Origin of the sequence: Clostridium niameyense, from assembly GCF_001243045.1 — a bacterium.
Lineage (GTDB): Bacteria > Bacillota > Clostridia > Clostridiales > Clostridiaceae > Clostridium_F > Clostridium_F niameyense.
Genome location: NZ_LN849007.1, coordinates 46,340 through 69,650 on the forward strand (window position 1 = coordinate 46,340; position 23,311 = coordinate 69,650).

Genomic DNA, 23,311 nt, shown 5'->3' on the forward strand with positions numbered 1-23,311 from the left:
ATGTATGAAACTTCATGAATTAAAGGCACCACAAGGTGCAAACAAAAGCCCTAAGAGAGTGGGTAGAGGAACAGGTTCAGGATTAGGTAAAACTTCTGCTAGAGGTCAAAAGGGTCAAAACTCTAGAAGCGGTGGTGGAGTAAGACCAGGATTTGAAGGTGGTCAAATGCCATTATTCAGAAGACTTCCAAAAAGAGGTTTCACTAATATATTCGCAAAAGAATATGCAACTATAAACTTAGATAGATTAAACTGTTTTGAAGATGGAACAGTTGTAACACCTGAACTTCTAGTTGAAAAGAAGATAGTTAAGAAGTTAAAAGACGGAGTTAAGATATTAGGAAATGGAAACATGGATAAGAAGCTAACTGTAAAAGCAGCTAAATTTTCTAAAACTGCTATTGAAAAAATAGAAGCTGCAGGAGGAAAAGCTGAGGTGATATAAGTGCTATCAACCCTACGTAATGCTTGGAAAGTTCCTGATTTGAAAAAAAGATTAATATTCACATTATTAATGATAGCAATTTTCAGGATGGGAAATTTTATCCCGGTTCCTGGGATTGATACATCCAAGTTAGCAAATCTAACTCAAAATGGATCATTATTTGGATTTTACGATTTAATATCTGGTGGAGCTTTTAGTAGATTTAGTATATTTGCTATGGGAGTAGTACCCTATATTAACTCTTCAATTATAATGCAGTTGCTTACTATTGCATTACCTTCATTAGAAGGTCTTTCTAAAGAAGGAGAAGAGGGAAGGAAAAAAATCCAAGAATATACAAGATACGGTGCAGTTATATTAGGCATTGTTCAAGCATTTAGTACATATGCTATAATTGCTCGTGCAGGAGCGCTTAGGGATGGTTCGAAATTAAGCTTATTTATAGTTATAGTTACTTTAACTACTGCATCAACATTTTTAATGTGGTTTGGTGATAAAATAACAGAAAAGGGAGTTGGGAATGGAATATCTTTAATAATATTTACTAATATTATTTCTAGATTCCCAACTACAATATATCAAATAGTAGGACTTCAAAAGGCCGAAACAGTTAACTTTATACAAGTTATAGTATTCATAGCTATACTTTTGGCATTGTTTTTGTCAGTAGTAGTTATGAGTTTGGCAGAAAGAAGAATACCTGTACATTATGCTGGTAGAGCGGTAGGAAATAAAGTGTATAAAGGTCAATCAACTCATATACCTATAAATGCTAATTCTTCAGCAGTTATAGGAATAATATTTGCAATAGCAGTAATGCAATTTCCAATGACTATAGGACAATTTTGGCCGGAGTCCGCATTTTATAAATTTGTAACTCTTAATAAATTTAGTCCTTTTAGGGATAATAGCTGGGCATATGCAGGATTATACTTTATATTAACTGTATTTTTTACTTGGTTCTATACTGAAGTAACTATGAAACCAGATGAAATGGCAGAGAATATGCATAAATCTTCTGGATTTATACCAGGTATAAGACCAGGTGAACCTACAGCTGAATATATAGATAGAGTCTTAACTAAGAGTTCTATAATAGGTGGAGTATTTGCTGCAATAATAGCTGTTTTACCTATAATAATATCTTCTTATACTAGCTTTAAAGGTATATCCTTTGGAGGTACAGGGCTATTGATTACTGTTGGAGTTGCATTAGATACAATAAGGCAAATAGAGTCTCAATTAGTTATGCGTCACTATCAGGGTTTCTTGAAATAAAAAAGTTTGGGAGATGATTGTAGATGCGTGTAATTTTGTTAGGTCCTCCTGGAGCAGGAAAAGGAACTCAAGCAAAATTAATAAGTGAAAAGTATTCAATTCCTCATATATCAACTGGAGATATATTTAGAGCCAATATAAAGGGAGAAACACCTTTAGGAATTGAAGCTAAAAAGTATATAGACAAAGGACAATTAGTTCCAGATGAAGTTACTATAGGCATTGTTAAAGATAGATTATTAAAAGAAGATTGTGAAAAGGGATTTCTTCTAGATGGGTTTCCAAGAACTGTTGCACAAGCTGAAGCTTTAGATAAGTTCTTAGGTGAGATAGGAAGAAAACTAGATGTAGTTCTATCAATTGATGTACCTGAAAACTTTATATTGGAAAGAATGACTGGAAGAAGAGTTTGTTCAAATTGTGGAGCAAGTTATCATATTAAATTTAATTCTTCTAAAAAAGAAGGAGTTTGTGATTTATGTGGTAGCCAGTTAATTCAAAGAAAAGATGATACTGAAGCAACAGTTAAAGATAGATTAGAAGTTTATGCTAAACAAACGTATCCGCTTATAGACTATTATAAAGACAATGGTATTCTCTCAGAAGTAGATGGGACTAAAGCAATTGAAAAAGTGTTTAAGTCTATCACAAGTATCTTAGGGAGCGATATAAATGATAATAATTAAAAATGATACTGAAATAGAATACATGAGGCAAGCAGGTAAGGTTGTGGCTGATACTTTAGAATTATTAGAAAAGTCTATAAAGCCAGGAATGAGCACAAAAGATTTAGATAAAATTGCTGAGGATTTTATCTTAAGTAAAAATGCTAAGCCGTCTTTTAAAGGATATTATGGTTTTCCAGCTTCTGTATGTACATCAGTAAATAACGAAGTGGTTCATGGAATACCAAATGAAAATACCATATTAAAAGAGGGCGATATAATAAGCGTAGATTGTGGTGCTATTCTAAATGGATATCAAGGAGATGCAGCTAGGACTTTTGCAGTAGGTAATATATCAGATGAAGCATCAAAGTTAATAGAGGTTACAAGAAATAGCTTTTTCAAAGGAATTGAAAAAGCTAGAGTAGGTAATCGCTTGACAGATATTTCATCAGCTATTCAGGAATATGTAGAAAACTTCGGGTTTTCTGTGGTAAGAGACTATGTAGGACACGGTATTGGTAAGTCTATGCATGAAGACCCAGAAGTCCCTAACTTTGGTAGACCAGGCAGAGGGCCAAAACTGGTAAAAGGTATGTGTTTAGCTATTGAACCTATGGTTAATATAGGACAATACTATGTTAATGTAGAAAGAAATAATTGGACTGTAGTTACTGCAGATGGTAGTTTATCTGCTCATTATGAAAATACTGTAGCCATATTGGATGAAGGACCTGAAATAACTACTTTAAATCAATAGAGGTGAATGTATTGAGCTATAAGTGCCAAGTTGGCAGATTAGTTTATTCAAAAGCTGGTAGGGATAAAGACAAATGCTTTATAATAGTAGATGTATTGGATGATAAATATGTATATATTTCTGATGGCAATATGCGTACTATAGAAAATCCTAAAAAGAAGAAGATAAGGCATTTAGTCTTTACCAGCATTCTTTGTAATGAAATGTCAGAAAGAGAAGAATTGGTAACAAGGATCAATAATTCTTTCATAAGAAAATTCATACAGTCTCATCAATTTAACAAGGAGGTTTAATACCTTATGTCAAAAGATGATGTAATTGAAATGCAAGGTACTGTTTTAGAAGCTCTACCTAATGCAATGTTTGAAATTGAATTAGAAAGCGGACATAAAATACTTGCACATATATCAGGAAAATTAAGAATGAACTTTATAAGGATTTTACCAGGTGATAAAGTAACAGTGGAACTTTCTCCATATGATTTAACTAGAGGAAGGATAACCTGGAGAGCCAAATAGTAAGGAGGGGTTATTGATGAAAGTAAGACCATCAGTTAAACCTATATGTGAAAAATGTAAGGTAATAAGAAGAAAAGGTAAAGTAATGGTTATTTGTGAAAATCCTAAACACAAACAAAAACAAGGCTAAAAAATAGTTTTAGGAGCGGCTGACGATAGTTGATTCTATCGACCTAAAACCTTATATATAAATTTTAATAAGATTAATTAATATATACTCAGGAGGTGTAAACTTAATGGCAAGAATTTCTGGTATAGACCTACCAAAAGAAAAAAGAATTGAAATAGGTCTAACATATATTTATGGAATTGGATTACCAACTTCAAAAGAAATATTAAAGGCTACTGGAATTAATCCAGATATAAGAGTTAAAGACTTGTCAGAAGAAGAAGTTAACTCAATAAGAGATTATGTTAATAAGAACATAAAAGTTGAGGGTGACTTAAGAAGAGAAATAGCTCTAAACATAAAGAGATTAGTAGAGATAGGTTCTTATAGAGGAATAAGACACAGAAGAGGTCTTCCTGTTAGAGGACAAAAGACAAAGACAAATGCAAGAACAAGAAAAGGACCTAAGAGAGCAATAGGTGGAAAGAAAAAGAAATAAAATATAGTAAGGAGGGAAAAAGATGGCAGCTGGAATGAAAAATAAAAGAAGTAGAAGAAGAAAAGAGAGAAAAAATATAGAGCACGGTTGTGCACATATAAAATCAACTTTTAATAACTCAATGGTTACAATTACTGATCCTGTAGGAAATACTATATCATGGGCAAGTGCCGGTGGATTAGGTTTCAGAGGTTCAAGAAAGAGTACACCATTTGCTGCTCAAATGGCAGCTGAAACAGCAGCTAAAGCAGCTATGGAACATGGTTTAAAAAGCATAGAAGTTTATGTTAAAGGACCAGGAGCAGGTAGAGAAGCTGCTATAAGATCTTTACAAGCAGCAGGATTAGAAGTTACTTTAATAAAGGATGTAACTCCAATCCCACACAATGGTTGTAGACCACCAAAGAGAAGAAGAGTATAATAAACATTATTGTAATAGGAGGTGTAAAGTTTAATGGCTAGATATACAGGAGCAACTTGTAGAATTTGTAGAAGAGAAGGATTAAAATTATTCCTTAAAGGAGATAGATGTTTTACAGATAAATGTGCATTTGCTAGAAGAGGATATGCACCAGGACAACATGGTCAAAGTAGAAAGAAAATGTCTAACTATGGCTTACAATTAAGAGAAAAACAAAAAGCTAAAAAGATATACGGAGTATTAGAACGTCAATTTAGAAGATATTATAAAGAGGCAGATAGAAGAAGAGGAATTACTGGTGAAAACTTACTAAGATTATTAGAAATGAGATTAGATAATGTTGTTTACAGATTAGGATATGGTAATTCAAGAACTGAAGCTAGACAATTAGTAACTCATGGACATTTCTTAATAAATGGTAAAAAAGTTGATATAGCTTCATGTCAAGTTTCAGTAAATGATGTTATATCAGTATGTGATAAGAGCAAGGCTACTGAAAAATTCAAGACTTTTGCTGAAAATCCTAAGACTTTACCAGCATGGTTATCAGCGGATCCTGAAAAGTTTGAAGGAAAAATTGTTAGAGAACCAGCTAGAGAAGACATCGACGTACCAGTTAATGAAACTCTAATAGTTGAGTTATATAGTAAATAATCCATAAATTAAAAGGATCAGTTGCCCTCAAAACATATAAATTTTATAATAAGGAGGGTTATAGATGTTAGAAATTGAAAAGCCAAAAATTGAATGTGTAGAAAGTACTGAAGATGGGTCATATGGTAAATTTGTCATTGAGCCATTAGAAAGAGGTTATGGTACTACTCTTGGTAACGCTCTTAGAAGAATTCTTTTATCATCATTACCAGGTGTAGCTGCAGACCATATAAAAATAGATGGTGTACTTCATGAATTCTCTACAGTAAATGGTGTGAGAGAAGATGTTACAGAATTAATCTTAAATATCAAATCTCTAGCTCTTATAATGGAGGGTGAAGGACCAAAGACTATATATATAGATGAAGTAGGTCCAAAAGAAGTTACAGCAGCTGATATAAAATCTAATGGAGATGTTGAGGTAATAAATAAGGATCTACATATAGCAACTCTTGATGAAAATGGAAAGCTATATATGGAAATTAACGTTAATAGGGGTAGAGGATATGTAACACAAAATAAAAACAAATCCGATGATATGCCTATTGGTACTATAGCTGTAGATTCTATTTATACTCCAGTTAAAAGAGTGAATTTCTCTATAGAGAATACAAGAGTTGGTCAAATAACTGATTATGATAAGTTAACTTTAGAAGTACTAACTAATGGTACTATAAAACCAGAAGAGGCTATAAGTTTATCAGCTAAAATACTTATAGAACATTTTAAATTATTTATGACTTTAACAGACCATGCAGATGATATGGAAATAATGGTTGAAAAAGAAGAAGATAAAAAAGAAAAAGTATTAGAAATGACCATAGAGGAACTAGATCTTTCTGTTAGAAGTTATAATTGTCTAAAAAGAGCAGGAATAAATACCGTTCAAGAGTTATGTGAAAGAACAATTGACGATATGATGAAAGTTAGAAATTTAGGCAAAAAATCATTAGAAGAAGTGGAACAAAAACTAGAAGCTTTAGAATTAGGCTTAAAGAAAAGTGAAGACTAGTTAAGTGACTATGGGTATGTAAGGAGGTAAGTAGATATGGCAGGATATCGTAAATTAGGTCGTCCAACTGATCAACGTAGAGCAATGCTTAGAAATCTTGTTACTAGTTTACTAAAGCACGGAAAGATAGAAACAACAGAAACTAGAGCAAAAGAAACTAGAAGTATTGCAGAGAAGATGATAACTCTTGCAAAAAGAGGAGATCTTCACGCTAGAAGACAAGTGCTTTCCTTTGTAACAGAGGAAGAAGTAGTTAAAAAATTATTTGATGATGTAGCTCCTAAGTATGCAGAGAGAAATGGTGGATATACAAGAATATATAAAGTGGGCCCAAGAAGAGGCGATGGAGCTGAAGTAGTTATACTAGAATTAGTATAATTAACTGGGGATTAAGTAAGATTAGCTTAGTCCCCATTTTGTTATAAAGATTTCATATGGGGTGTTTTTATGAATAATATGATTGAGTGCAAAAATGTAAAATATGTATATGAGCCTAGTAATAATACAAATGATATAAAAATAGCACTAGAAAATGTTAATATAAATATAAACAAGGGTGATTTTGTAGTTATATTAGGTAGAAATGGTTCAGGAAAATCAACTATAGCTAAGCATATGAATTCTTTACTAATACCTACAGAAGGAAAAGTATATGTGGATGAATTAGATACATCTAATTTAGACAACACTTGGAGTATTAGGAATAAAGCAGGAATGGTTTTTCAAAATCCAGATAACCAAATTGTAGCTACAATAGTAGAAGAAGATGTAGCCTTTGGTCCTGAAAATTTGGGCATACTTCCAAAAGAAATAAGAGATAGAGTTTGTGAAGCATTAAAAAGAGTAAATATGTATGCTTATAAAAAACATGCACCTCATTTATTATCAGGAGGTCAAAAGCAAAGAGTAGCCATAGCAGGTGTACTCGCCATGAGACCAGAATGTATTATTTTTGATGAACCTACAGCTATGCTAGATCCTTCAGGTAGGGAAGAGGTAGTTAATACTATAAAGGAAGTAAACCGTAAATATGGTATAACTATAGTTTTAATAACTCATTTTATGGAAGAAGCAGTAGAAGCTGATAAGGTTATAGTTATGGATTCAGGAAAAGTTATTAAAGAAGGAACACCTAAAGAAATTTTTAAAGAAGTAAATATGATGAAAAAGATAGGATTAGATGTGCCACAAATGACTGAGTTGGCGCATTATTTGCAACAACAGAATGTAGATATACCATCAGACATATTAACTATAAATGAAATGGTGGATGAATTATGTCAATTAAAATAGAAAATTTAACTTATGTGTATATGAAAGGAACACCTTTTGAGAAAAAGGCTTTAGATAATATAAATATAAATATAGACAAAGGTGAATTTGTCGCCTTAATAGGACATACAGGTTCAGGAAAATCTACATTAATTCAACACATTAATGGACTTTTAAAACCTGAATCAGGAAAAATTGTACTTGATGGGGTGGATATAACTAAAAAGAATGTTAAACTAACCAATATTAGAAAAAAAGTTGGTTTAGTATTTCAATATCCAGAGTATCAACTATTTGAGGAAACTATAGAAAAAGATATTGCCTTTGGACCTAATAATTTAGGACTTGAAAACTCAGAGGTATTAACTAGAGTAAAAAGGGCAATGAGTATAGTAGGTTTAGATTATAGCACTTATAAAGATAAGTCACCATTTGAATTAAGTGGAGGACAAAAAAGAAGAGTAGCTATAGCTGGTGTTGTGGCTATGGAGCCAGAAGTATTAATATTAGATGAGCCTACCGCAGGCTTGGATCCAAAAGCTAGAGATGATATATATAGTAAAATAGAGTCATTGCAAAAAGAATATAATATGACTATAGTATTAGTTTCTCATAGTATGGAAGATGTAGCTAAGTTTGCAGATAAGATATTGGTAATGCATACAGGTAAATGCATATTACAAGGTAAGCCATCTGAAATATTTAAGGAAGTAGATACACTAGAGAATATAGGATTAAGAGTTCCACAAGTTACATATTTAGTTAAGAAACTAAAAGATAAAGGGTTTAATATTTCAGAAGATGTATATACAATGGATCAAGCTAAAAAAGAGTTACTCAATGCACTAAAAAGAGAGGGAATTGTTAAATGATAAAGGATATAACAATTGGACAATATATACCAGGAGATTCCTTTGTTCATAAATTAGATCCTAGAGTAAAAATTATAATTTCACTTATATATATTATAAATTTATTTATAATTAATAATTTTAAGGGATATATATGTGTTGTATTGTTTACAATACTATCTATATTAATATCAAAAGTTAAATTTAAATATATTTATAAAGGATTGAAGCCAATACTCATATTAGTATTGATAACAGCTTTCCTTAATATATTTTTAACTCAAGGAGAAACATTATTATTTAAGTGGAAATTTATAGTAGTGTATAAAGAAGGTTTACATTTAGCAGCATTTATGGTAATTAGATTAGTTTTCTTAATTATAGGTACTTCTTTGTTAACGCTAACAACTTCGCCTATTGAGCTTACAGATGGAATTGAAAAACTTTTAAATCCATTTAGAAAAATAGGACTTCCTGCTCATGAACTTGCTATGATGATGACCATAGCATTAAGATTTATTCCAACTTTAATGGATGAAACGGATAAAATAATGAAAGCACAAATGGCTAGAGGAGCAGATTTCGAATCAGGTAACATAGTTCAAAGGGCTAAAAGTTTAATACCATTATTAGTTCCACTTTTTATTAGCTCATTTAGAAGAGCCGATGAATTAGCTATGGCTATGGAAGCCAGATGCTATAGGGGTGGAGAAGGAAGAACTAGAATGAAGGAGTTACAACTAGATAAGAGAGACTATATAGCATCGGTAATAACTGTTTTTCTAATTGGAATTTCTATATGGAGCAGGATGTGGGCTTAATGAAAAATATACGATTAAAATTAGAATACGATGGTACAAATTATTCAGGATGGCAAAAGCAAAAAAATGCTACGACTATACAACAAACTGTAGAGGAAGCTATATATAAAGCTACTAATGAACAGATTGAATTAATAGGAGTAAGTAGAACAGATGCAAAGGTTCATGCAAAAGAATATATATGTAATTTTACTATAGATAGCAAAATACCAGGAAAAAACTTTAAAAAAGTTATAAATGCTAAATTGCCATCAGATATAGTAGCATTAGATTCAGAAGAAGTATCTTTAGAATTTCATTCTAGATTTAACAATAGGGGAAAGACATATATATATACAGTGCTAAATACAAGTAGCCCTATTGCCATTGGTAGAAATTATTCATATCATTTTGCACATAAATTAAATGTAGATAATATGAGTGAAGCTGCAAGATATTTTATAGGAACTCACGATTTTTCAGCATTTAAAAGTTCAGGTAGTGATAAAAAAAATTGTGTAAGAACTATAACAGGATTAGAGGTAGCAAGAGAAGGAGATTATATAAAATTTATTGTATCAGGAGATGGATTTTTATATAATATGGTTAGAATAATAGTAGGTACATTATTAGAAGTTGGAATAGAAAAAAGAAAACCTCATTCTATAAAAAATGTTATAGAATCTAAAGACAGATTAAAAGCGGGACCTTGTGTTCCAGGCCATGGATTGTGTTTATATAGAGTGTTTTATTAACTGTTTCTATTGACACGCCGGGCAGATTGTATTATAATAGTTTTGTTTGTATAATAGTATAATAGATCCACTAGCCCCGGATCTTTATATAGAACGTACAGTTTAATGTAAAAATAATTAGGGAGGGAAAACGATGAAATCATATATAGCTAAACCACAAGAGGTTGAAAGAAAATGGTATATCGTTGACGCAGCTGAAAAGCCACTAGGAAGAGTAGCTAGCCAAGTTGCTACAATTTTAAGAGGAAAACATAAACCTACATATACTCCACATGTTGATACAGGAGATTTTGTTATAGTTATAAACGCTGACAAGGTTGTTTTAACTGGTAAGAAATTAGATCAAAAGTTATTAAGACACCATTCATTCTATCCAGGTGGATTAAAAGAGATACCATACAGAGAAGCATTAGCTAAAAAACCAGAATTTGTATTCCAAGAAGCTGTAAGAAGAATGCTTCCAACAGGAGTATTGGGAAGACAAATGTTAAAGAAATTAAAAGTTTACCAAGGTTCTGAGCATAATCATGAAGCTCAAAAACCAGAAGTTTTAGAACTAAGATATTAATTGTAAGCTGAAGGGAGGATAAAAAATGGCTAAAGTACAATATATTGGAACTGGAAGAAGAAAAAATTCAGTAGCAAGAGTAAGACTTGTAGCTGGTGATGGAAAAGTAATAATAAATAAAAGAGATATAAATACTCATTTACCAATGGAAACATTAAGAGTAGTGGTTAACCAACCATTAGTTTTAACAGAAACAAAGGATAAATATGATGTATTAGTAAATGTTCACGGTGGTGGACTATCAGGTCAAGCGGGTGCTATAAGACACGGTATAGCTAGAGCACTTGTAAAATCTGATGAAAACTTAAAGCCAGAACTTAAGAAAGCAGGATTCTTAACAAGAGATCCAAGAATGAAGGAAAGAAAGAAATACGGTTTAAAGAAAGCAAGAAGAGCACCACAATTCTCAAAGAGATAATATGGAATTCAAAAGGGGAGATGGAAATATTTTTTCTATCTCCCTTTTTTTATGCTGTTTATAATGTTTTTCTATGTTAAGAATATGTTAAAACTATTTTAAATTTGGTTAATATCTACTATAATATATTAAGTATGGGAAAGGATAATTTTTTTTATTTAGGAGGACAAATATGAATGTATTTGCAATGATAACTGGTCTTGTAGGTGGGTTAGGTTTATTTGTCTATGGAATGAATTTAATGGGAGATGGACTTCAAAATGTAGCAGGTGAGAGATTAAAAACATTCTTTGAAAGAATAACATCTAATCCTTTTAAAGGCGTTCTAACAGGAATAGTTGTAACTGGAGTTATTCAAAGTAGTAGTGCTACTACGGTAATGGTAGTTGGTTTTGTAAATGCTGGGTTAATGAATTTAACTCAGGCTGCTGGAGTTATTATGGGAGCTAACATTGGTACTACAGTTACAGGTCAATTAGTTGCATTCAAACTTACAGCAGTAGCTCCTTTATTTGTTGGGGTAGGTACAGCCATAGTCTTATTCTCTAAAAAGACAAAAACAAAGGAAATAGGACATATAATATTAGGTTTCGGTATATTATTTATGGGAATGACTATAATGGAAGAAGCAATGTCCCCATTAGGTAAAAGTGAGGCTTTTAGAAATTTAAGTTTAGCTTTGTCACATAATGTATTTTTAGGAATACTAGTTGGTATGGGAATGACAGCTATAGTACAAAGTTCTTCAGCTACAATAGGTATATTAATAGCTCTTGCTAATAATGGAGTATTACCTTTAGCATCAGCGTTACCAATATTATTTGGTGATAATATTGGAACTTGCATAACAGCTTTATTAGCTAGTATAGGAGCATCTAAAAATGCTAGAAAAGCTGCAGTGTTTCATTTGACCTTTAATGTAATAGGAACTATAATTTTTGCGTTTATATTGGTTCCATTAACACCTTTTGTAAAATTTGTTGTACATATGACACCCAATGATGTGGGCAGACAAATAGCCAATGCTCATACTGTATTTAATATAGTTAATACATTTATTCAAATATGGTTTATTAATTATATAGTTGCTTTTGTTAATAAAGTAATACCAGGTACTGATACATATGAGAAAATGGCGCCTAAATATATAGATGAAAGACTTTTAGAAAATCCTGCTATTGCAGTAAATCAAACAATAAAAGAAGTTGTAAGAATGGCAGGTAAGGCTAAAGAAAATTTACAGTTATCTGTAGAAGCATTTGAAACAGATAATATGGAATTGGTAAGTAAAGTATATGAAAATGAAAAACTTATAAATATATTAAATAAAAGCATAACTACATATTTGGTTAAACTATCTAATTCAACTTTATCCGATGAACAATTGGATATAGTAGGATCTATGTTTCATGTGATTAATGACATAGAACGTATAGGAGACCATGCGGAGAACTTAGGGGAACTTACTAGAGAGAAAATTGAAAAAAAGATAAACTTTTCAGATGAAGCTATATATGATTTAAAGCATCTTTTTAATTATACGTTGGATGCTTTAAACAGAACTATAGAAGGTTTTGAAAATAATGATATAGATAAATCTCAAAGTGTTATTTATGTAGAAGAAAAAATTGATAAACTACAAAAAGAATTAAGAGAAACTAATATAAGAAGACTTAATAAAGGAACTTGTAACGCTAATGCTAGTGCAATATTTTTAGATATTATAAGTAATTTTGAAAGAGTTGGAGATCATTCAACTAACGTGGCTCAGACTATTATAAATAGATAAAAAATATAAATTAAATTTTATTTATAAAATTAGGCTATTTTCATACAAATAAGCATAAATATTAATATAGTACTTGTATAAGGAGAGAAGTTTTTGAAATTATACAATAAAAAATTAATAAGTGCTTTTTGTATAATAGTTATATCACTAGGTTCTATATTAACTATTAATATATTTAATACTAAACAAACATTTAAAGATAGTAAAAAGAAAATAATTTTAATAGATCCTGGTCATGGTGGCATGGATGGTGGTGCTGTAGCTAAAGATGGTACTTTAGAAAAGGATATAAACTTATCTATAAGTAAGGTATTAAAAAAAGATTTAGCTAAGGAAAAATATAATGTTATTATGACTAGGGAAGAGGATAAAGGTTTATATGATGAAACTAAGAATACTAAAGTGCGAAGTAAAAAAATAGAAGATTTAAATAATAGATGTAAACTAAAAGGTTCTACTAACTGTGATATGTTTATTAGTATACATCTAAATATGTTTCCCCAGACTCAATATTATGGAGCACAAGTTTGGTATTCTAATAATGAAAAAAGCAAAGAATTTGCAAATATACTGCAAAATAATTTAAAAGAAGAGTTGGATTCTAATAACAAAAGAAAAGAGAAACCTGCTAAAAATAGTTATAAGATATTGAGATGTAATGATGATATGCCTTCTGTAATTATAGAATGTGGGTTTTTATCTAATTTACAAGAAAGAGAAAAGCTAAAAGATACAGAATATCAGAAGAAAATATCAAAAGCTATAGTAAAATCTGTTAACATGTATTTTAAGCAATAAATGAAAATAAATCTACAATATTTCCGTGGAAATATGTAGATTTATTTTTATTATGTCGATATATTTTAATAAGCTGGTAATTATTAATTTGTTAAATTATAATAAGGATAAGCAAGATTTTATATAAGATATGAGGAGGAAGAAATGAGGGAAATAAGTAGTAATCATATAACTAATATTGTAAGAGATTTATGTATAGATTCTAATTATTATTTACCAGAGGATATAAAGAATAAAATAATACAATGTGAAAGAGAAGAAAAGTGGAAAATAGGAAAAAATATTTTAAATAAAATAAAAGAAAATATCGAGATATCTAAAAATGATGGAATACCTTTATGTCAAGATACAGGAATGACTTGTGTATTTGTAGAAATAGGTCAAGATGTACATATAACTGGTGGAAATTTAGAGGATGCCATTAACGAGGGGGTAAAGTTAGGTTATAAACAAGGTTATCTTAGAAAATCTGTTGTATCAGATCCACTAAAGAGAATAAATACTAAAGATAATACCCCTGCTGTAATATATTATAATATAATTCCTGGGAATAATATTAAAATAACAGTAGCACCTAAAGGATTTGGTTCTGAAAATATGAGTAAAATTAAAATGTTAAAACCTGCTGATGGTTTAGAGGGAGTAAAAAAGTTTATAATAGACACAGTTATAGAGGCAGGACCTAATCCTTGTCCCCCAATTGTAGTAGGCGTGGGAATAGGAGGAACTTTTGAAAAATCAGCTTATCTTGCTAAAAAAGCATTATTAAGGTCTATAGAAATTAGAAATGAGCATGATTTTTACAAGGATTTAGAGGAAGAATTATTGAGAGAAATAAATAGCACTGGGATAGGTCCTCAAGGTTTTGGAGGTAAAACTACAGCCTTAGCAGTTAATATAGAAACTTTTCCTACACATATAGCGGGTCTCCCTGTAGCTGTTAATATAAGTTGTCATGTTACAAGACATAAGGAAGTTATTATATAGGAGGACCATATATGGAGAAAAGTATACATACTCCTTTTACAGAGGAAAAAATAAAAAATTTAAAAGTTGGAGATACTGTTTTAATTACAGGTACTATATATACTGCTAGAGATGCAGCTCATAAAAGATTAGTAGATACCTTAGATTTAGGAGAAAAATTACCGTTTGCCATGGAAAATTCCACAATATACTACGTAGGGCCTACGCCAGCTAAAGAAGGTGGGGTTATTGGAGCAGCGGGACCTACTACAAGTTATAGAATGGATACTTATGCACCTAAACTTTTAGATTTAGGATTAAAAGCTATGATAGGTAAAGGCAGTAGGTCTAAGGAAGTTATAAATGCTATAGTAAAAAATAAAGCTGTGTATTTTGCAGCTATAGGTGGTGCAGCTGCACTAATATCAAAGTGTATAAAAGAGTCAAAAATTATAGCTTATGATGATTTAGATTCTGAAGCTATTAGAGAATTAAAGGTGGAAAACTTTCCAGTCATAGTGGTAATTGATTCTAATGGCGATAATTTATATGAAAAGGGTAGAGCAGAGTATTTAAATAGTTTTGCCAAGGGGGAACATTAATGAAAAATAAAATACCTATAAAAAGTAAAATAATAATTTTTATATTATTGACTTTAGTGGCAATAGGAAGCATAGCTTATAACAAGACTTTGAATATTAAACATAATAAAAATGTAGAATCTATGAGTAAAGATAATAAAGAAAAAAATAAAGATGTTAAGAAGGAAGATGAAAAAACTAAAAAGTTAGAGCAAAAATGTGAAGAAGGAAAAAAAGCTTTTTTTGATAAGAAATATGATCAGGCTATAAAAATGCAAAATGAGGTTATAAAAGAAGATCCTAATTTTTATAAGGCTTATAATATAAAAGGTATAACTTTATGTTACAAGGGTAACTTTGAAGAAGGCATGAAGAACATAGACAAATCTCTAGAGATAAAACCTAATTTTGGATATGCTAGATTTAATAAGGCACTAGCCTATGAATTATATAATAAATATGATGATGCTTTAAAATGGTATGATAAAGCATTAGAAATAGAACAATATGAGTGGAGTTATTATGGAAAAGCTAGTATTTATGGAAGGCGTAAAGATGTAGAAAATACAGTAAAATATTTAAAAAAGGCTATAGAAATCTGTCCAGATGTAAAAGAAGAGGCTAAACATGAGGCAGATTTTGACAATGTTAGGGATTCTAAAGAATTTAAAGATCTTATTAAATAAGAAAGTATCCACAGATAATTAACAAAGTTATTAACAATCTGTGGATACTTTTGTTATTTATATATTTCTTCAGTTATATTATATTTTTTACATTTTAATGACACAGTTCTATGAGTTATACCTAAAGCTTTTCCGGCCTTATTAAAAGTTTTATACTTCTTCATTGCTAATGTTATTATTTCTTTTTCATATTCTTCTAAAGTTTTTAAGTTTCCCTCACTAATATTAATATTAGTATTTTCATCATTTGCATCTGTATTATTTATATAAAAGGGTAGGTCCTTACAAGTTATTATAGATCCATCACACATATTCATAGCTCGCTCTATTACATTTTCTAATTCTCTTATGTTACCAGGCCAATCATACTGTTGAAGCTTTATCAGAGATTCCTTATTTATGCCGCTTATATTTTTATTTAGTACAGGATTTAATTTTTTGATGAAATCTTCTACAAAAAGATTTATATCCTGTTTTCTATGTCTTAAAGGTGGGAGTGATATATTCATTACGTTTAATCTATAATATAAATCTTCCCTAAAGCTACCTTCTTCCATCATTTTTTCTAAGTTTCTATTGGTAGCAGCTATGATTCTTACATCCACCTTTTGAGTTTTGATTCCTCCAATGCTTTCAAATTCTTTTTCTTGTAAAACCCTTAACAGTTTTACTTGCATAGATAACGGGAGATCACCTATTTCGTCTAAAAATATAGTTCCTGTATGAGCTATATTAAATTTACCGGGTTTCTTTTTTACAGCTCCTGTAAAAGAACCTTTTTCATAGCCAAAAAGTTCACTTTCTAATAAATTCTCAGGTATGGCAGCGCAGTTAACTCTTACAAAAGGATTATTTTTTCTATTACTATTATTATGAATAGCTTTAGCTATAACTTCTTTACCAGTACCACTTTCACCACGTATAAGTACAGTGGACGTAGAGTTAGAGGCCTTTTCAGCTATGATTAAACAATCTTTTAAGGAAGAATTCCAACCAATTATAGATTTAAAGGAACTACATAAAGGCAAATGTCTATCCAACTCATCTTTATAATAATTAATTCTTTCTTCCGATTCTCTAAGTTTTGAAGATAAATCTTTCAATTCATCAACAGTTTTAGACATAGAGATAACACCTTTAAATACGTTATCTATAAATATTGGCTCTACATTAGAAAACATATCTATGCCATCTTTAGAGTGAAATATATTTTGTTGGGATAATTTGGTTTTGAAAACATTAGCTCTAATACCATTAGGTGATAATTCATTAATATTTTTTCCTATAACATTTTCAAGTTTTATAGAAAAATGTTTTTCATAGGATGGATTAATATAATTTATTTTTCCATTTTCGTCTAAAAAACAAATTAAATCATGAGATGCCTCTAATATTTTTTGAAATTTTTCATTTAATTCTTTTATACCTACTAATTCAGAAATATCTTGGAATACTCCTATTGCTCCAAGCATTTTATCATTAAAATAAATAGGACATCTATTTACAATCACTATTTTATTATTTATATGTTGGGTTTTACCAATTTGTTGATTTTTATTTTTTACAACGTCTGGTAGTTGTGAACTAGGTATTATTCCAGTAACATTTTTACCTATAATATTTTTTAATGGTTCACCAATTACTTTTAAAGCATAATCATTGGCCATAGTAATTTTACTATTTGTATCCACAATTAATATACCTATAGGTATATTAGAAAAAATTTGGTCGTAGGCTATTGTATTTTCCTCTATAATATTATCTAATTTAGAAATAGGAGAATCAATGTTAATATCTTTATTTATAAAGTTACATAGTTCTAACACGGCTTTTTCAGCTTTAGATGAATTATCAGGACAAGATATTTCTATAATCTCATCTTCTTTTATTTTTAAAGAAACTAATGCTAGCATGCTTATAGCTAAAGTATCTTTAGCATCTATCTTTTTAACATAAAGATTAACGTTATATTTAGTTTGTATTTCTGTAGTTTTATGAACTATCATAGCAGCAATTCTTGTATGTATTCCATTTTTAACGTGAACAACTATACTATTTTTATACACATATATCACTCCTTGATAAAAAGTATCAAAGTTGTTTATAATTAGATAAAAAATATCAATTATATTATATTATACCTTTAAAAATAATAATATACCATAAATAATAAAGATAAATATTGATATTTTTTATCAATACCTATTTTTATTATTTAATATCTATTATAAAGATAGTGGAAAAAGAGTGTATAATATAAGAAAATGATAAAATAACAATAAATTTATTGGCATGAATTTTGCTAAATAATATTTATACATATTGAATTGTAAATAGAGAATAATAATTTTATAGATAAACAAGGAGGAAAACACTATGAAAAGAGGTATAGCTGCTTCGAAGGGATATGCGATAGGAAAAGTTTTTTTAAAGGAAGATATAGATTTAGATATAGTTGCAAAAAATATAGATAATATAGAGGAAGAGAAAATAAGATTTAATGAAGCTTTAAATAATACAAGAAAACAGCTTGAAAATATAAAAGAAAAAGCAGAAAAAGAAATGGGTAAAGATAAGGCAGCAGTTTTTGATGGTCATATTATGCTTTTAGAAGATCCAGAATTTGTAGGTTCAGTGGAATCAAGTATAGAAAACAATAAGATAAATGCAGAAAAAGCATTAAAAGATGTAATTGATATGTATGCTTCAATCTTTGCTTCTATGGAAGATGAGTATATAAAAGAAAGAGGAGCAGATATACAAGATGTAGGTAAAAGAATAATGTTTAATCTATTAGGCAAGGTAGGAAATGGTATGGAGGATCTAGAAGAAAATACTATAATAGTATCACATGATTTAACTCCATCTGATACTGCTCAATTAGACAGAAGTAAGGTTATAGCTTTTTTAACTAACATAGGAGGTAGAACTTCTCATAGTGCTATAATGTCTAGAACTTTAGAAATACCAGCAATTGTTGGAATGAAGGATATAACAAATTTAGTTGAAACTGGCGATATAATTATAGTAGATGGTGTAGAAGGAGTTGCAATAATAAATCCAGATAAAGCAACTATAGAAAAATATGAAGGATACAAAAAGCAATTTGAAAAAGAAAAAGAAGAATTAAAAAAATTAATAAATGTTAAAACTGTTACCAAAAGCGGTAAGAATGTTGAAGTGTGTGGTAACATTGGTAAGCCTCAAGATGTAACTGCTGTACTAGAAAACGGTGGAGAAGGTATAGGACTTTTTAGAACAGAATTTTTATACATGGATAGGGACAGTATGCCTACCGAAGAGGAACAGTTTGAAGTTTATAAATATGTAGTAGAAAAAATGAGAGAGAAACCTGTTGTTATAAGAACATTAGATATTGGCGGAGATAAAAAATTACCATATTTACAACTTCCAGAAGAAATGAATCCATTTTTAGGATTTAGAGCTATAAGATTATGTCTTGATAAAAAAGAATTATTTAAAATTCAATTAAGAGCATTACTTAGGGCATCAGCTTTTGGTAATTTAAAAATAATGTTTCCTATGATATCATCTTTAAGTGAATTTTTACAAGCTAAAGATGTATTAAAAGAATGCATGGCGGAATTAGAGAAAGAAGGAAAAGCATTTAATGCAAATTTAGAAACGGGTATAATGGTAGAAATACCAGCTGCAGCAGTTTATGCAGACGAACTTGCTAAACATGTTGATTTCTTTAGTATAGGAACTAATGATTTAATTCAATATACACTAGCTGCAGACAGAATGAATGAAAAAGTTTCATATTTATATGATCCTATGCATCCAGCAGTATTAAGATTGATAAAGATGACAATAGATGCAGCTCATAAAGAAGGTAAATGGTGTGGTATGTGCGGAGAAATGGCAGGAGATGAAAAAGCTGTACCAACTCTTGTTGAGTATGGATTAGATGAGTATTCTATGAGTGCATCATCTATATTAAGAGCTAAGCAAATAATAATGAATAACTAGTTATTATTATAGTCATGGATAATTATCCATGGCTATTTTTATATAGAATTTCATAGAAAGAAATGTTTATATGAATATACATAAATAGTATTTTTAGATATAATTAAATATATATACTAAAGTTTGGAGGTTTTAAAATGAAAAAAAGTTATTTAAATAAAGCATATACTTTATTAGTGTTAGGATTAATTTCATTATTTTTATTATCTGGATGTGAAAACAATAATTTAGCATCAAAAAATGCAGGTAGTGAAGATAATAAAAAACAGGAACAAAATGTAGAACAAAAACAAAATAAAGTGGAAAATAAAAATGAATATAATAATAAACAAGAAAATGAAACTAAGGAAGAAAATGGTGGTAAAGCGGTTGCAGGGAGAAAAAAGCAAGTTAAGGATAAAAACTTTAATCCAAGTTTTAATACACCATGGAAACAAACAGAGAACAAAAAATATTCAGTAACTATAGAAGGAAAGGGGGAATCAGCGCAAGAAGAAGGAATTGGAGAAGTTTACATAAAAGATTCAGAAGGAGTTATGTGGAATTTGGATTTAAAGGATATAGAACCTGGTAAAACACCAAAGTATACAATGTGGTTAAACAATGAAAATCTAATGGTTATAATAGGACAAGCTAATGGAACTGTTAACAAAGGTGGAAATTTATATAATATAAATATGAATACTAACAAGGTAACAACAATATATAAATCACATGACCATAAGGAAGAAGTTATATCTGTAAAAAGACAAAATGATTCTTTAGAAAAATTAGATTTAATATTATCTTTGAATGTTTATGAAGATGATAATTTAACAAAATCTCATGTAGATGAAGTTAAATTTTCCCATGATAAAATAAAGGAACTAATAAAATAGTTATTTATAATAATTAGGTGAGGAAAAATAATATGGATACAACGAATAAATCAAAAAAATTATATTTTAAAGCTTTAGAATTAATTAATAAAGGATATATAGATAAGGCTTTAGACTGTTGTGAGAAAAGTATAGCTGTTGATATAAAAAACTCTTCAGCTATAAATTTAAAAGGATTATTATACTATTTAAAGGGTGATTTAATAAGCGCAAAAAAGCTATGGAAGATGAATTATAGTAGCAATAAAGATGAAATTGCACATAAATACTTAAATGGAATGAAATTTGATGAAAAACTTCTGAAAAAATATGCAGATGCAGTATTATTAAAGAAAAAATCAAGCATAAGAGAAGCAATAGATTTATTTAAGCAGTGTGAAGAGAGTGATTTTAATAGTATAAATGTAAGTAATAATATATCTGAATGTTATTTAAAATTAGGAAAGTACACTGATGCTTTAGAATATAATAACAAGGTAATAGCTATAGATAAAAATAATGAATGTGGAAAAAATATTAGAAAAATTTTAACTAAGAGAAAAGTAGTGAAAAGTGATAGAAAAAAAATTTGCAAAATAGTTGTTGGTATTATTCTTATTATAAGCGTATTTACGTCTACATTAATGTTTACATTTAATAGTGAATTTAAAAATAAATATTTAGGAAATATAAAGCTAAAAAAAGAACCTAAAAAGGTAACTTCAAAAAAACAGGTTCCGCAAAATAAATCTAAAAAAGTTGAAAATAAAAGTATTAAAAAGGAATCAAATTTAAAGTTTAATGCAGATGAAGCAAAGGAAGGCTTAAATAAAAAAGATTATAATAAATTATATAATATATATAATTATTGGAAAGACAAAGATTTAAATATAAATGATAAATCTATATTAATAAAGGTAGAGGATGTATTAAAAGAAGAAGGAATACAATATATGTATAATAATGCTTTGAATTTATTAAAAGATAATAAATTCAAAGAGAGTAATGAATGTTTATTAAAAGCATATAGTTTTGGGTATATTAATTATTTATATCCACATATAATTTATTTATTAGGAACAAATTATGAAGCCATGGAAAATATCAGTGAAGCTATAAAATATTATGAACAATATGATAATAAATTTAATAAAGATAATTATGAAGAAGTAGTGTTGTATAAACTATGTATACTATATGAAAAGATAGATAATAATAAATCAAAAAATTACGCAAATAGATTAATTAACCAATATCCAAGTTCTATATATAATAATTCAAATATAAAGAGAGTTCTAAATAATAATTAAGAATAAATTCTATCCTTAATGCAGAAAATTATATTATAGTAGTTTATTAATAGGAGAGAATTAAAGTGATAACAATTATAAAAAATGCAGTCATATATTCTCCTAGATATTTAGGCAAAAAGGATATTGTTATAGCTTCAAATAAAATAGAAGGAATATATGATAACGTAATTATACCAAAGGACTTTTGTAATATTAATATAATAGATGCAGACAATAATATAGTAGTTCCAGGATTTATTGATCCTCATGTTCATATAACAGGAGGAGGAGGAGAAGGAGGTTTTAGTACGAGAACCCCTGAAATAACTCTTTCCAAAATAGTAAGTTCAGGAATAACTACTGTGGTTGGTTGTCTTGGAACTGATAGTGTATGCAGGAGTATGGGAAACTTATTAGCAAAAGCTAATGGCTTAGAGGAAGAAGGTATAACATCATATATATATACAGGTTCCTATAGCATACCAGTTGTTAATAGTATCACAGAAAATGCTAAGTCTGATATTATACTTATTGATAAGATTATAGGTATAGGAGAGGTAGCAATATCAGATCATAGGTCATCACAACCAAGTTTTCATGACTTTATAAAAATCTGTGCTCAAGGTAGAGTAGGTGGATTGATTTCAGGAAAAGCAGGTATAATAAATGTTCATGTTGGAGCAGGAAGAGCTGGCATAGAATATTTATTTGAGACTATAAATAATACTGAGATTCCAATGAGTCAAATAATACCTACACACATGGGAAGAAATAAAGAACTTTTTGAGCAGGGAGTAAAATATGCAAAACAGGGTGGATTTATAGATTTTACTACAAGCTCTGATATTAAGTCTTTAGAAGCAGGAGAAATCAAAGCAAGTACTGCACTAAAAATGGCATTAGAACAAGGTGTAGATATAAAACAATTACAGTTTTCTTCAGATGGTCAGGGAAGTTTACCTATATTTAATGAAAGAAGACAATTTGTAGGATTAGGTATAGGATCAGTAAAATCACTATATGAAGAGTTTAAAGATTGTGTAACTAAAGAAAATATAAAATTTGAGCAAGCACTTCAAGTTGTAACTTCTAATGTTGCAGATCATTTAAAATTAAAGAATAAAGGATATATAGAAAAAAATAAAGATGCAGATATTGTAATATTAAATAAAAATAATTTAGATATAGATATGGTTATGTGTAAGGGTAAAGTGTTTGTTAAAGAAGGAAATGTTATACAAAAAGGAGTATTTGAGAAATAATATATATTGACTTGTATATATAAATATATTAAAATGTAAACAAATAAGTACCCTGGTGGGGT

Annotated in this window: 28 protein-coding genes; 27 read left to right on the forward strand and 1 reads right to left on the reverse strand. The window is 29.3% G+C overall.

The genetic code is table 11. The annotated features are described in order from the left end of the window. Positions 1-4 precede the first annotated feature (4 nt). The 23 genes from rplO (at position 5) to BN1711_RS01375 (ending at position 15,845) form a co-directional block, all read left to right on the forward strand. A complete protein-coding gene (rplO, locus tag BN1711_RS01265) occupies positions 5-445 on the forward strand; it encodes a 50S ribosomal protein L15 (protein WP_050606394.1) in 441 nt (146 codons plus the stop codon). Beyond that, complete coding sequence (gene secY / locus BN1711_RS01270; protein ID WP_050606395.1) at positions 446-1,723, forward strand: preprotein translocase subunit SecY; 1,278 nt, start codon at positions 446-448, stop codon at positions 1,721-1,723. Between the two features lie 23 nt (positions 1,724-1,746). Further along, positions 1,747-2,409: an adenylate kinase gene (locus tag BN1711_RS01275; protein WP_050606396.1), complete on the forward strand. Its 663-nt coding sequence runs from the start codon at positions 1,747-1,749 to the stop codon at positions 2,407-2,409. Further along, the gene (gene map, locus BN1711_RS01280; RefSeq protein ID WP_050606397.1) at positions 2,396-3,148 is read left to right on the forward strand and encodes a type I methionyl aminopeptidase; all 753 of its coding nucleotides are present in this window, start codon (positions 2,396-2,398) and stop codon (positions 3,146-3,148) included. Before BN1711_RS01275 ends, map begins: the two co-directional genes overlap by 14 nt. 11 nt (positions 3,149-3,159) lie before the next feature. Further along, the gene (locus BN1711_RS01285; RefSeq protein ID WP_050606398.1) at positions 3,160-3,441 is read left to right on the forward strand and encodes a KOW domain-containing RNA-binding protein; all 282 of its coding nucleotides are present in this window, start codon (positions 3,160-3,162) and stop codon (positions 3,439-3,441) included. A gap of 6 nt (positions 3,442-3,447) precedes the next feature. Continuing rightward, positions 3,448-3,666 carry a translation initiation factor IF-1 gene (gene infA, locus BN1711_RS01290; protein WP_050606399.1) on the forward strand — a complete coding sequence of 73 codons (219 nt, stop codon included), beginning with the start codon at positions 3,448-3,450 and terminating at the stop codon, positions 3,664-3,666. A gap of 16 nt (positions 3,667-3,682) precedes the next feature. Then, positions 3,683-3,796: a 50S ribosomal protein L36 gene (gene rpmJ, locus BN1711_RS01295; protein ID WP_003156543.1), complete on the forward strand. Its 114-nt coding sequence runs from the start codon at positions 3,683-3,685 to the stop codon at positions 3,794-3,796. A gap of 106 nt (positions 3,797-3,902) precedes the next feature. Then, positions 3,903-4,274 carry a 30S ribosomal protein S13 gene (gene rpsM, locus BN1711_RS01300; protein ID WP_050606400.1) on the forward strand — a complete coding sequence of 124 codons (372 nt, stop codon included), beginning with the start codon at positions 3,903-3,905 and terminating at the stop codon, positions 4,272-4,274. A gap of 22 nt (positions 4,275-4,296) precedes the next feature. Further along, complete coding sequence (gene rpsK / locus BN1711_RS01305) at positions 4,297-4,695, forward strand: 30S ribosomal protein S11 (protein WP_082174041.1); 399 nt, start codon at positions 4,297-4,299, stop codon at positions 4,693-4,695. 33 nt (positions 4,696-4,728) lie between these two features. After that, positions 4,729-5,349 carry a 30S ribosomal protein S4 gene (gene rpsD / locus BN1711_RS01310; RefSeq protein ID WP_050606401.1) on the forward strand — a complete coding sequence of 207 codons (621 nt, stop codon included), beginning with the start codon at positions 4,729-4,731 and terminating at the stop codon, positions 5,347-5,349. Between the two features lie 64 nt (positions 5,350-5,413). After that, entirely contained in the window at positions 5,414-6,361 is a 948-nt protein-coding gene (locus tag BN1711_RS01315) for a DNA-directed RNA polymerase subunit alpha (protein ID WP_050606402.1), read from the forward strand. Between the two features lie 36 nt (positions 6,362-6,397). Continuing rightward, complete coding sequence (gene rplQ, locus BN1711_RS01320; protein WP_050606403.1) at positions 6,398-6,739, forward strand: 50S ribosomal protein L17; 342 nt, start codon at positions 6,398-6,400, stop codon at positions 6,737-6,739. Between the two features lie 69 nt (positions 6,740-6,808). Beyond that, on the forward strand, positions 6,809-7,654 hold the full coding sequence (locus BN1711_RS01325; protein WP_050606404.1) for an energy-coupling factor transporter ATPase: 846 nt from the start codon (positions 6,809-6,811) through the stop codon (positions 7,652-7,654). Continuing rightward, positions 7,639-8,505, forward strand: coding sequence for an energy-coupling factor transporter ATPase (locus BN1711_RS01330; protein WP_050606405.1), 867 nt, complete (start codon positions 7,639-7,641; stop codon positions 8,503-8,505). Before BN1711_RS01325 ends, BN1711_RS01330 begins: the two co-directional genes overlap by 16 nt. Beyond that, positions 8,502-9,305 (forward strand): energy-coupling factor transporter transmembrane component T family protein, encoded by an 804-nt coding sequence (locus BN1711_RS01335; RefSeq protein WP_050606406.1) that lies wholly within the window; start codon positions 8,502-8,504, stop codon positions 9,303-9,305. The genes BN1711_RS01330 and BN1711_RS01335 overlap by 4 nt, the downstream gene beginning before the upstream one ends. Beyond that, positions 9,305-10,039, forward strand: a complete 735-nt coding sequence (gene truA, locus BN1711_RS01340; RefSeq protein ID WP_050606407.1) for a tRNA pseudouridine(38-40) synthase TruA — start codon at positions 9,305-9,307, stop codon at positions 10,037-10,039. The genes BN1711_RS01335 and truA overlap by 1 nt, the downstream gene beginning before the upstream one ends. Before the next feature lie 133 nt (positions 10,040-10,172). After that, on the forward strand, positions 10,173-10,607 hold the full coding sequence (rplM, locus tag BN1711_RS01345; protein ID WP_050606408.1) for a 50S ribosomal protein L13: 435 nt from the start codon (positions 10,173-10,175) through the stop codon (positions 10,605-10,607). Positions 10,608-10,632: 25 nt separating this feature from the next. After that, positions 10,633-11,025: a 30S ribosomal protein S9 gene (gene rpsI, locus BN1711_RS01350; RefSeq protein ID WP_050606409.1), complete on the forward strand. Its 393-nt coding sequence runs from the start codon at positions 10,633-10,635 to the stop codon at positions 11,023-11,025. A 172-nt stretch (positions 11,026-11,197) separates the two neighbouring features. Continuing rightward, a complete protein-coding gene (locus tag BN1711_RS01355; protein ID WP_050606410.1) occupies positions 11,198-12,814 on the forward strand; it encodes a Na/Pi cotransporter family protein in 1,617 nt (538 codons plus the stop codon). Positions 12,815-12,907: 93 nt separating this feature from the next. Beyond that, the gene (gene cwlD, locus BN1711_RS01360) at positions 12,908-13,612 is read left to right on the forward strand and encodes an N-acetylmuramoyl-L-alanine amidase CwlD (protein ID WP_050606411.1); all 705 of its coding nucleotides are present in this window, start codon (positions 12,908-12,910) and stop codon (positions 13,610-13,612) included. A gap of 144 nt (positions 13,613-13,756) precedes the next feature. After that, on the forward strand, positions 13,757-14,599 hold the full coding sequence (locus BN1711_RS01365; protein ID WP_050606412.1) for a fumarate hydratase: 843 nt from the start codon (positions 13,757-13,759) through the stop codon (positions 14,597-14,599). An 11-nt stretch (positions 14,600-14,610) separates the two neighbouring features. After that, positions 14,611-15,180: a Fe-S-containing hydro-lyase gene (locus BN1711_RS01370; protein WP_050606413.1), complete on the forward strand. Its 570-nt coding sequence runs from the start codon at positions 14,611-14,613 to the stop codon at positions 15,178-15,180. After that, positions 15,180-15,845 carry a tetratricopeptide repeat protein gene (locus BN1711_RS01375; RefSeq protein ID WP_050606414.1) on the forward strand — a complete coding sequence of 222 codons (666 nt, stop codon included), beginning with the start codon at positions 15,180-15,182 and terminating at the stop codon, positions 15,843-15,845. The genes BN1711_RS01370 and BN1711_RS01375 overlap by 1 nt, the downstream gene beginning before the upstream one ends. A gap of 53 nt (positions 15,846-15,898) precedes the next feature. Here BN1711_RS01375 and BN1711_RS01380 read toward each other — a convergent pair whose 3' ends face one another. Beyond that, positions 15,899-17,911: a sigma 54-interacting transcriptional regulator gene (locus BN1711_RS01380; protein ID WP_050606415.1), complete on the reverse strand. Its 2,013-nt coding sequence runs from the start codon at positions 17,909-17,911 to the stop codon at positions 15,899-15,901. 310 nt (positions 17,912-18,221) lie between these two features. Between BN1711_RS01380 and ptsP the strand changes: the two genes are divergently transcribed. The 4 genes from ptsP to iadA all read left to right on the forward strand — a co-directional run bounded on the left by ptsP (position 18,222) and on the right by iadA (position 23,249). After that, entirely contained in the window at positions 18,222-19,838 is a 1,617-nt protein-coding gene (gene ptsP, locus BN1711_RS01385) for a phosphoenolpyruvate--protein phosphotransferase (protein ID WP_050606416.1), read from the forward strand. A 137-nt stretch (positions 19,839-19,975) separates the two neighbouring features. Next, positions 19,976-20,716, forward strand: coding sequence for a DUF4652 domain-containing protein (locus tag BN1711_RS01390; RefSeq protein ID WP_050606417.1), 741 nt, complete (start codon positions 19,976-19,978; stop codon positions 20,714-20,716). Between the two features lie 32 nt (positions 20,717-20,748). Next, entirely contained in the window at positions 20,749-22,005 is a 1,257-nt protein-coding gene (locus BN1711_RS01395) for a tetratricopeptide repeat protein (protein ID WP_050606418.1), read from the forward strand. Positions 22,006-22,070: 65 nt separating this feature from the next. Then, entirely contained in the window at positions 22,071-23,249 is a 1,179-nt protein-coding gene (gene iadA, locus BN1711_RS01400; RefSeq protein ID WP_050606419.1) for a beta-aspartyl-peptidase, read from the forward strand. Positions 23,250-23,311 lie beyond the last annotated feature (62 nt).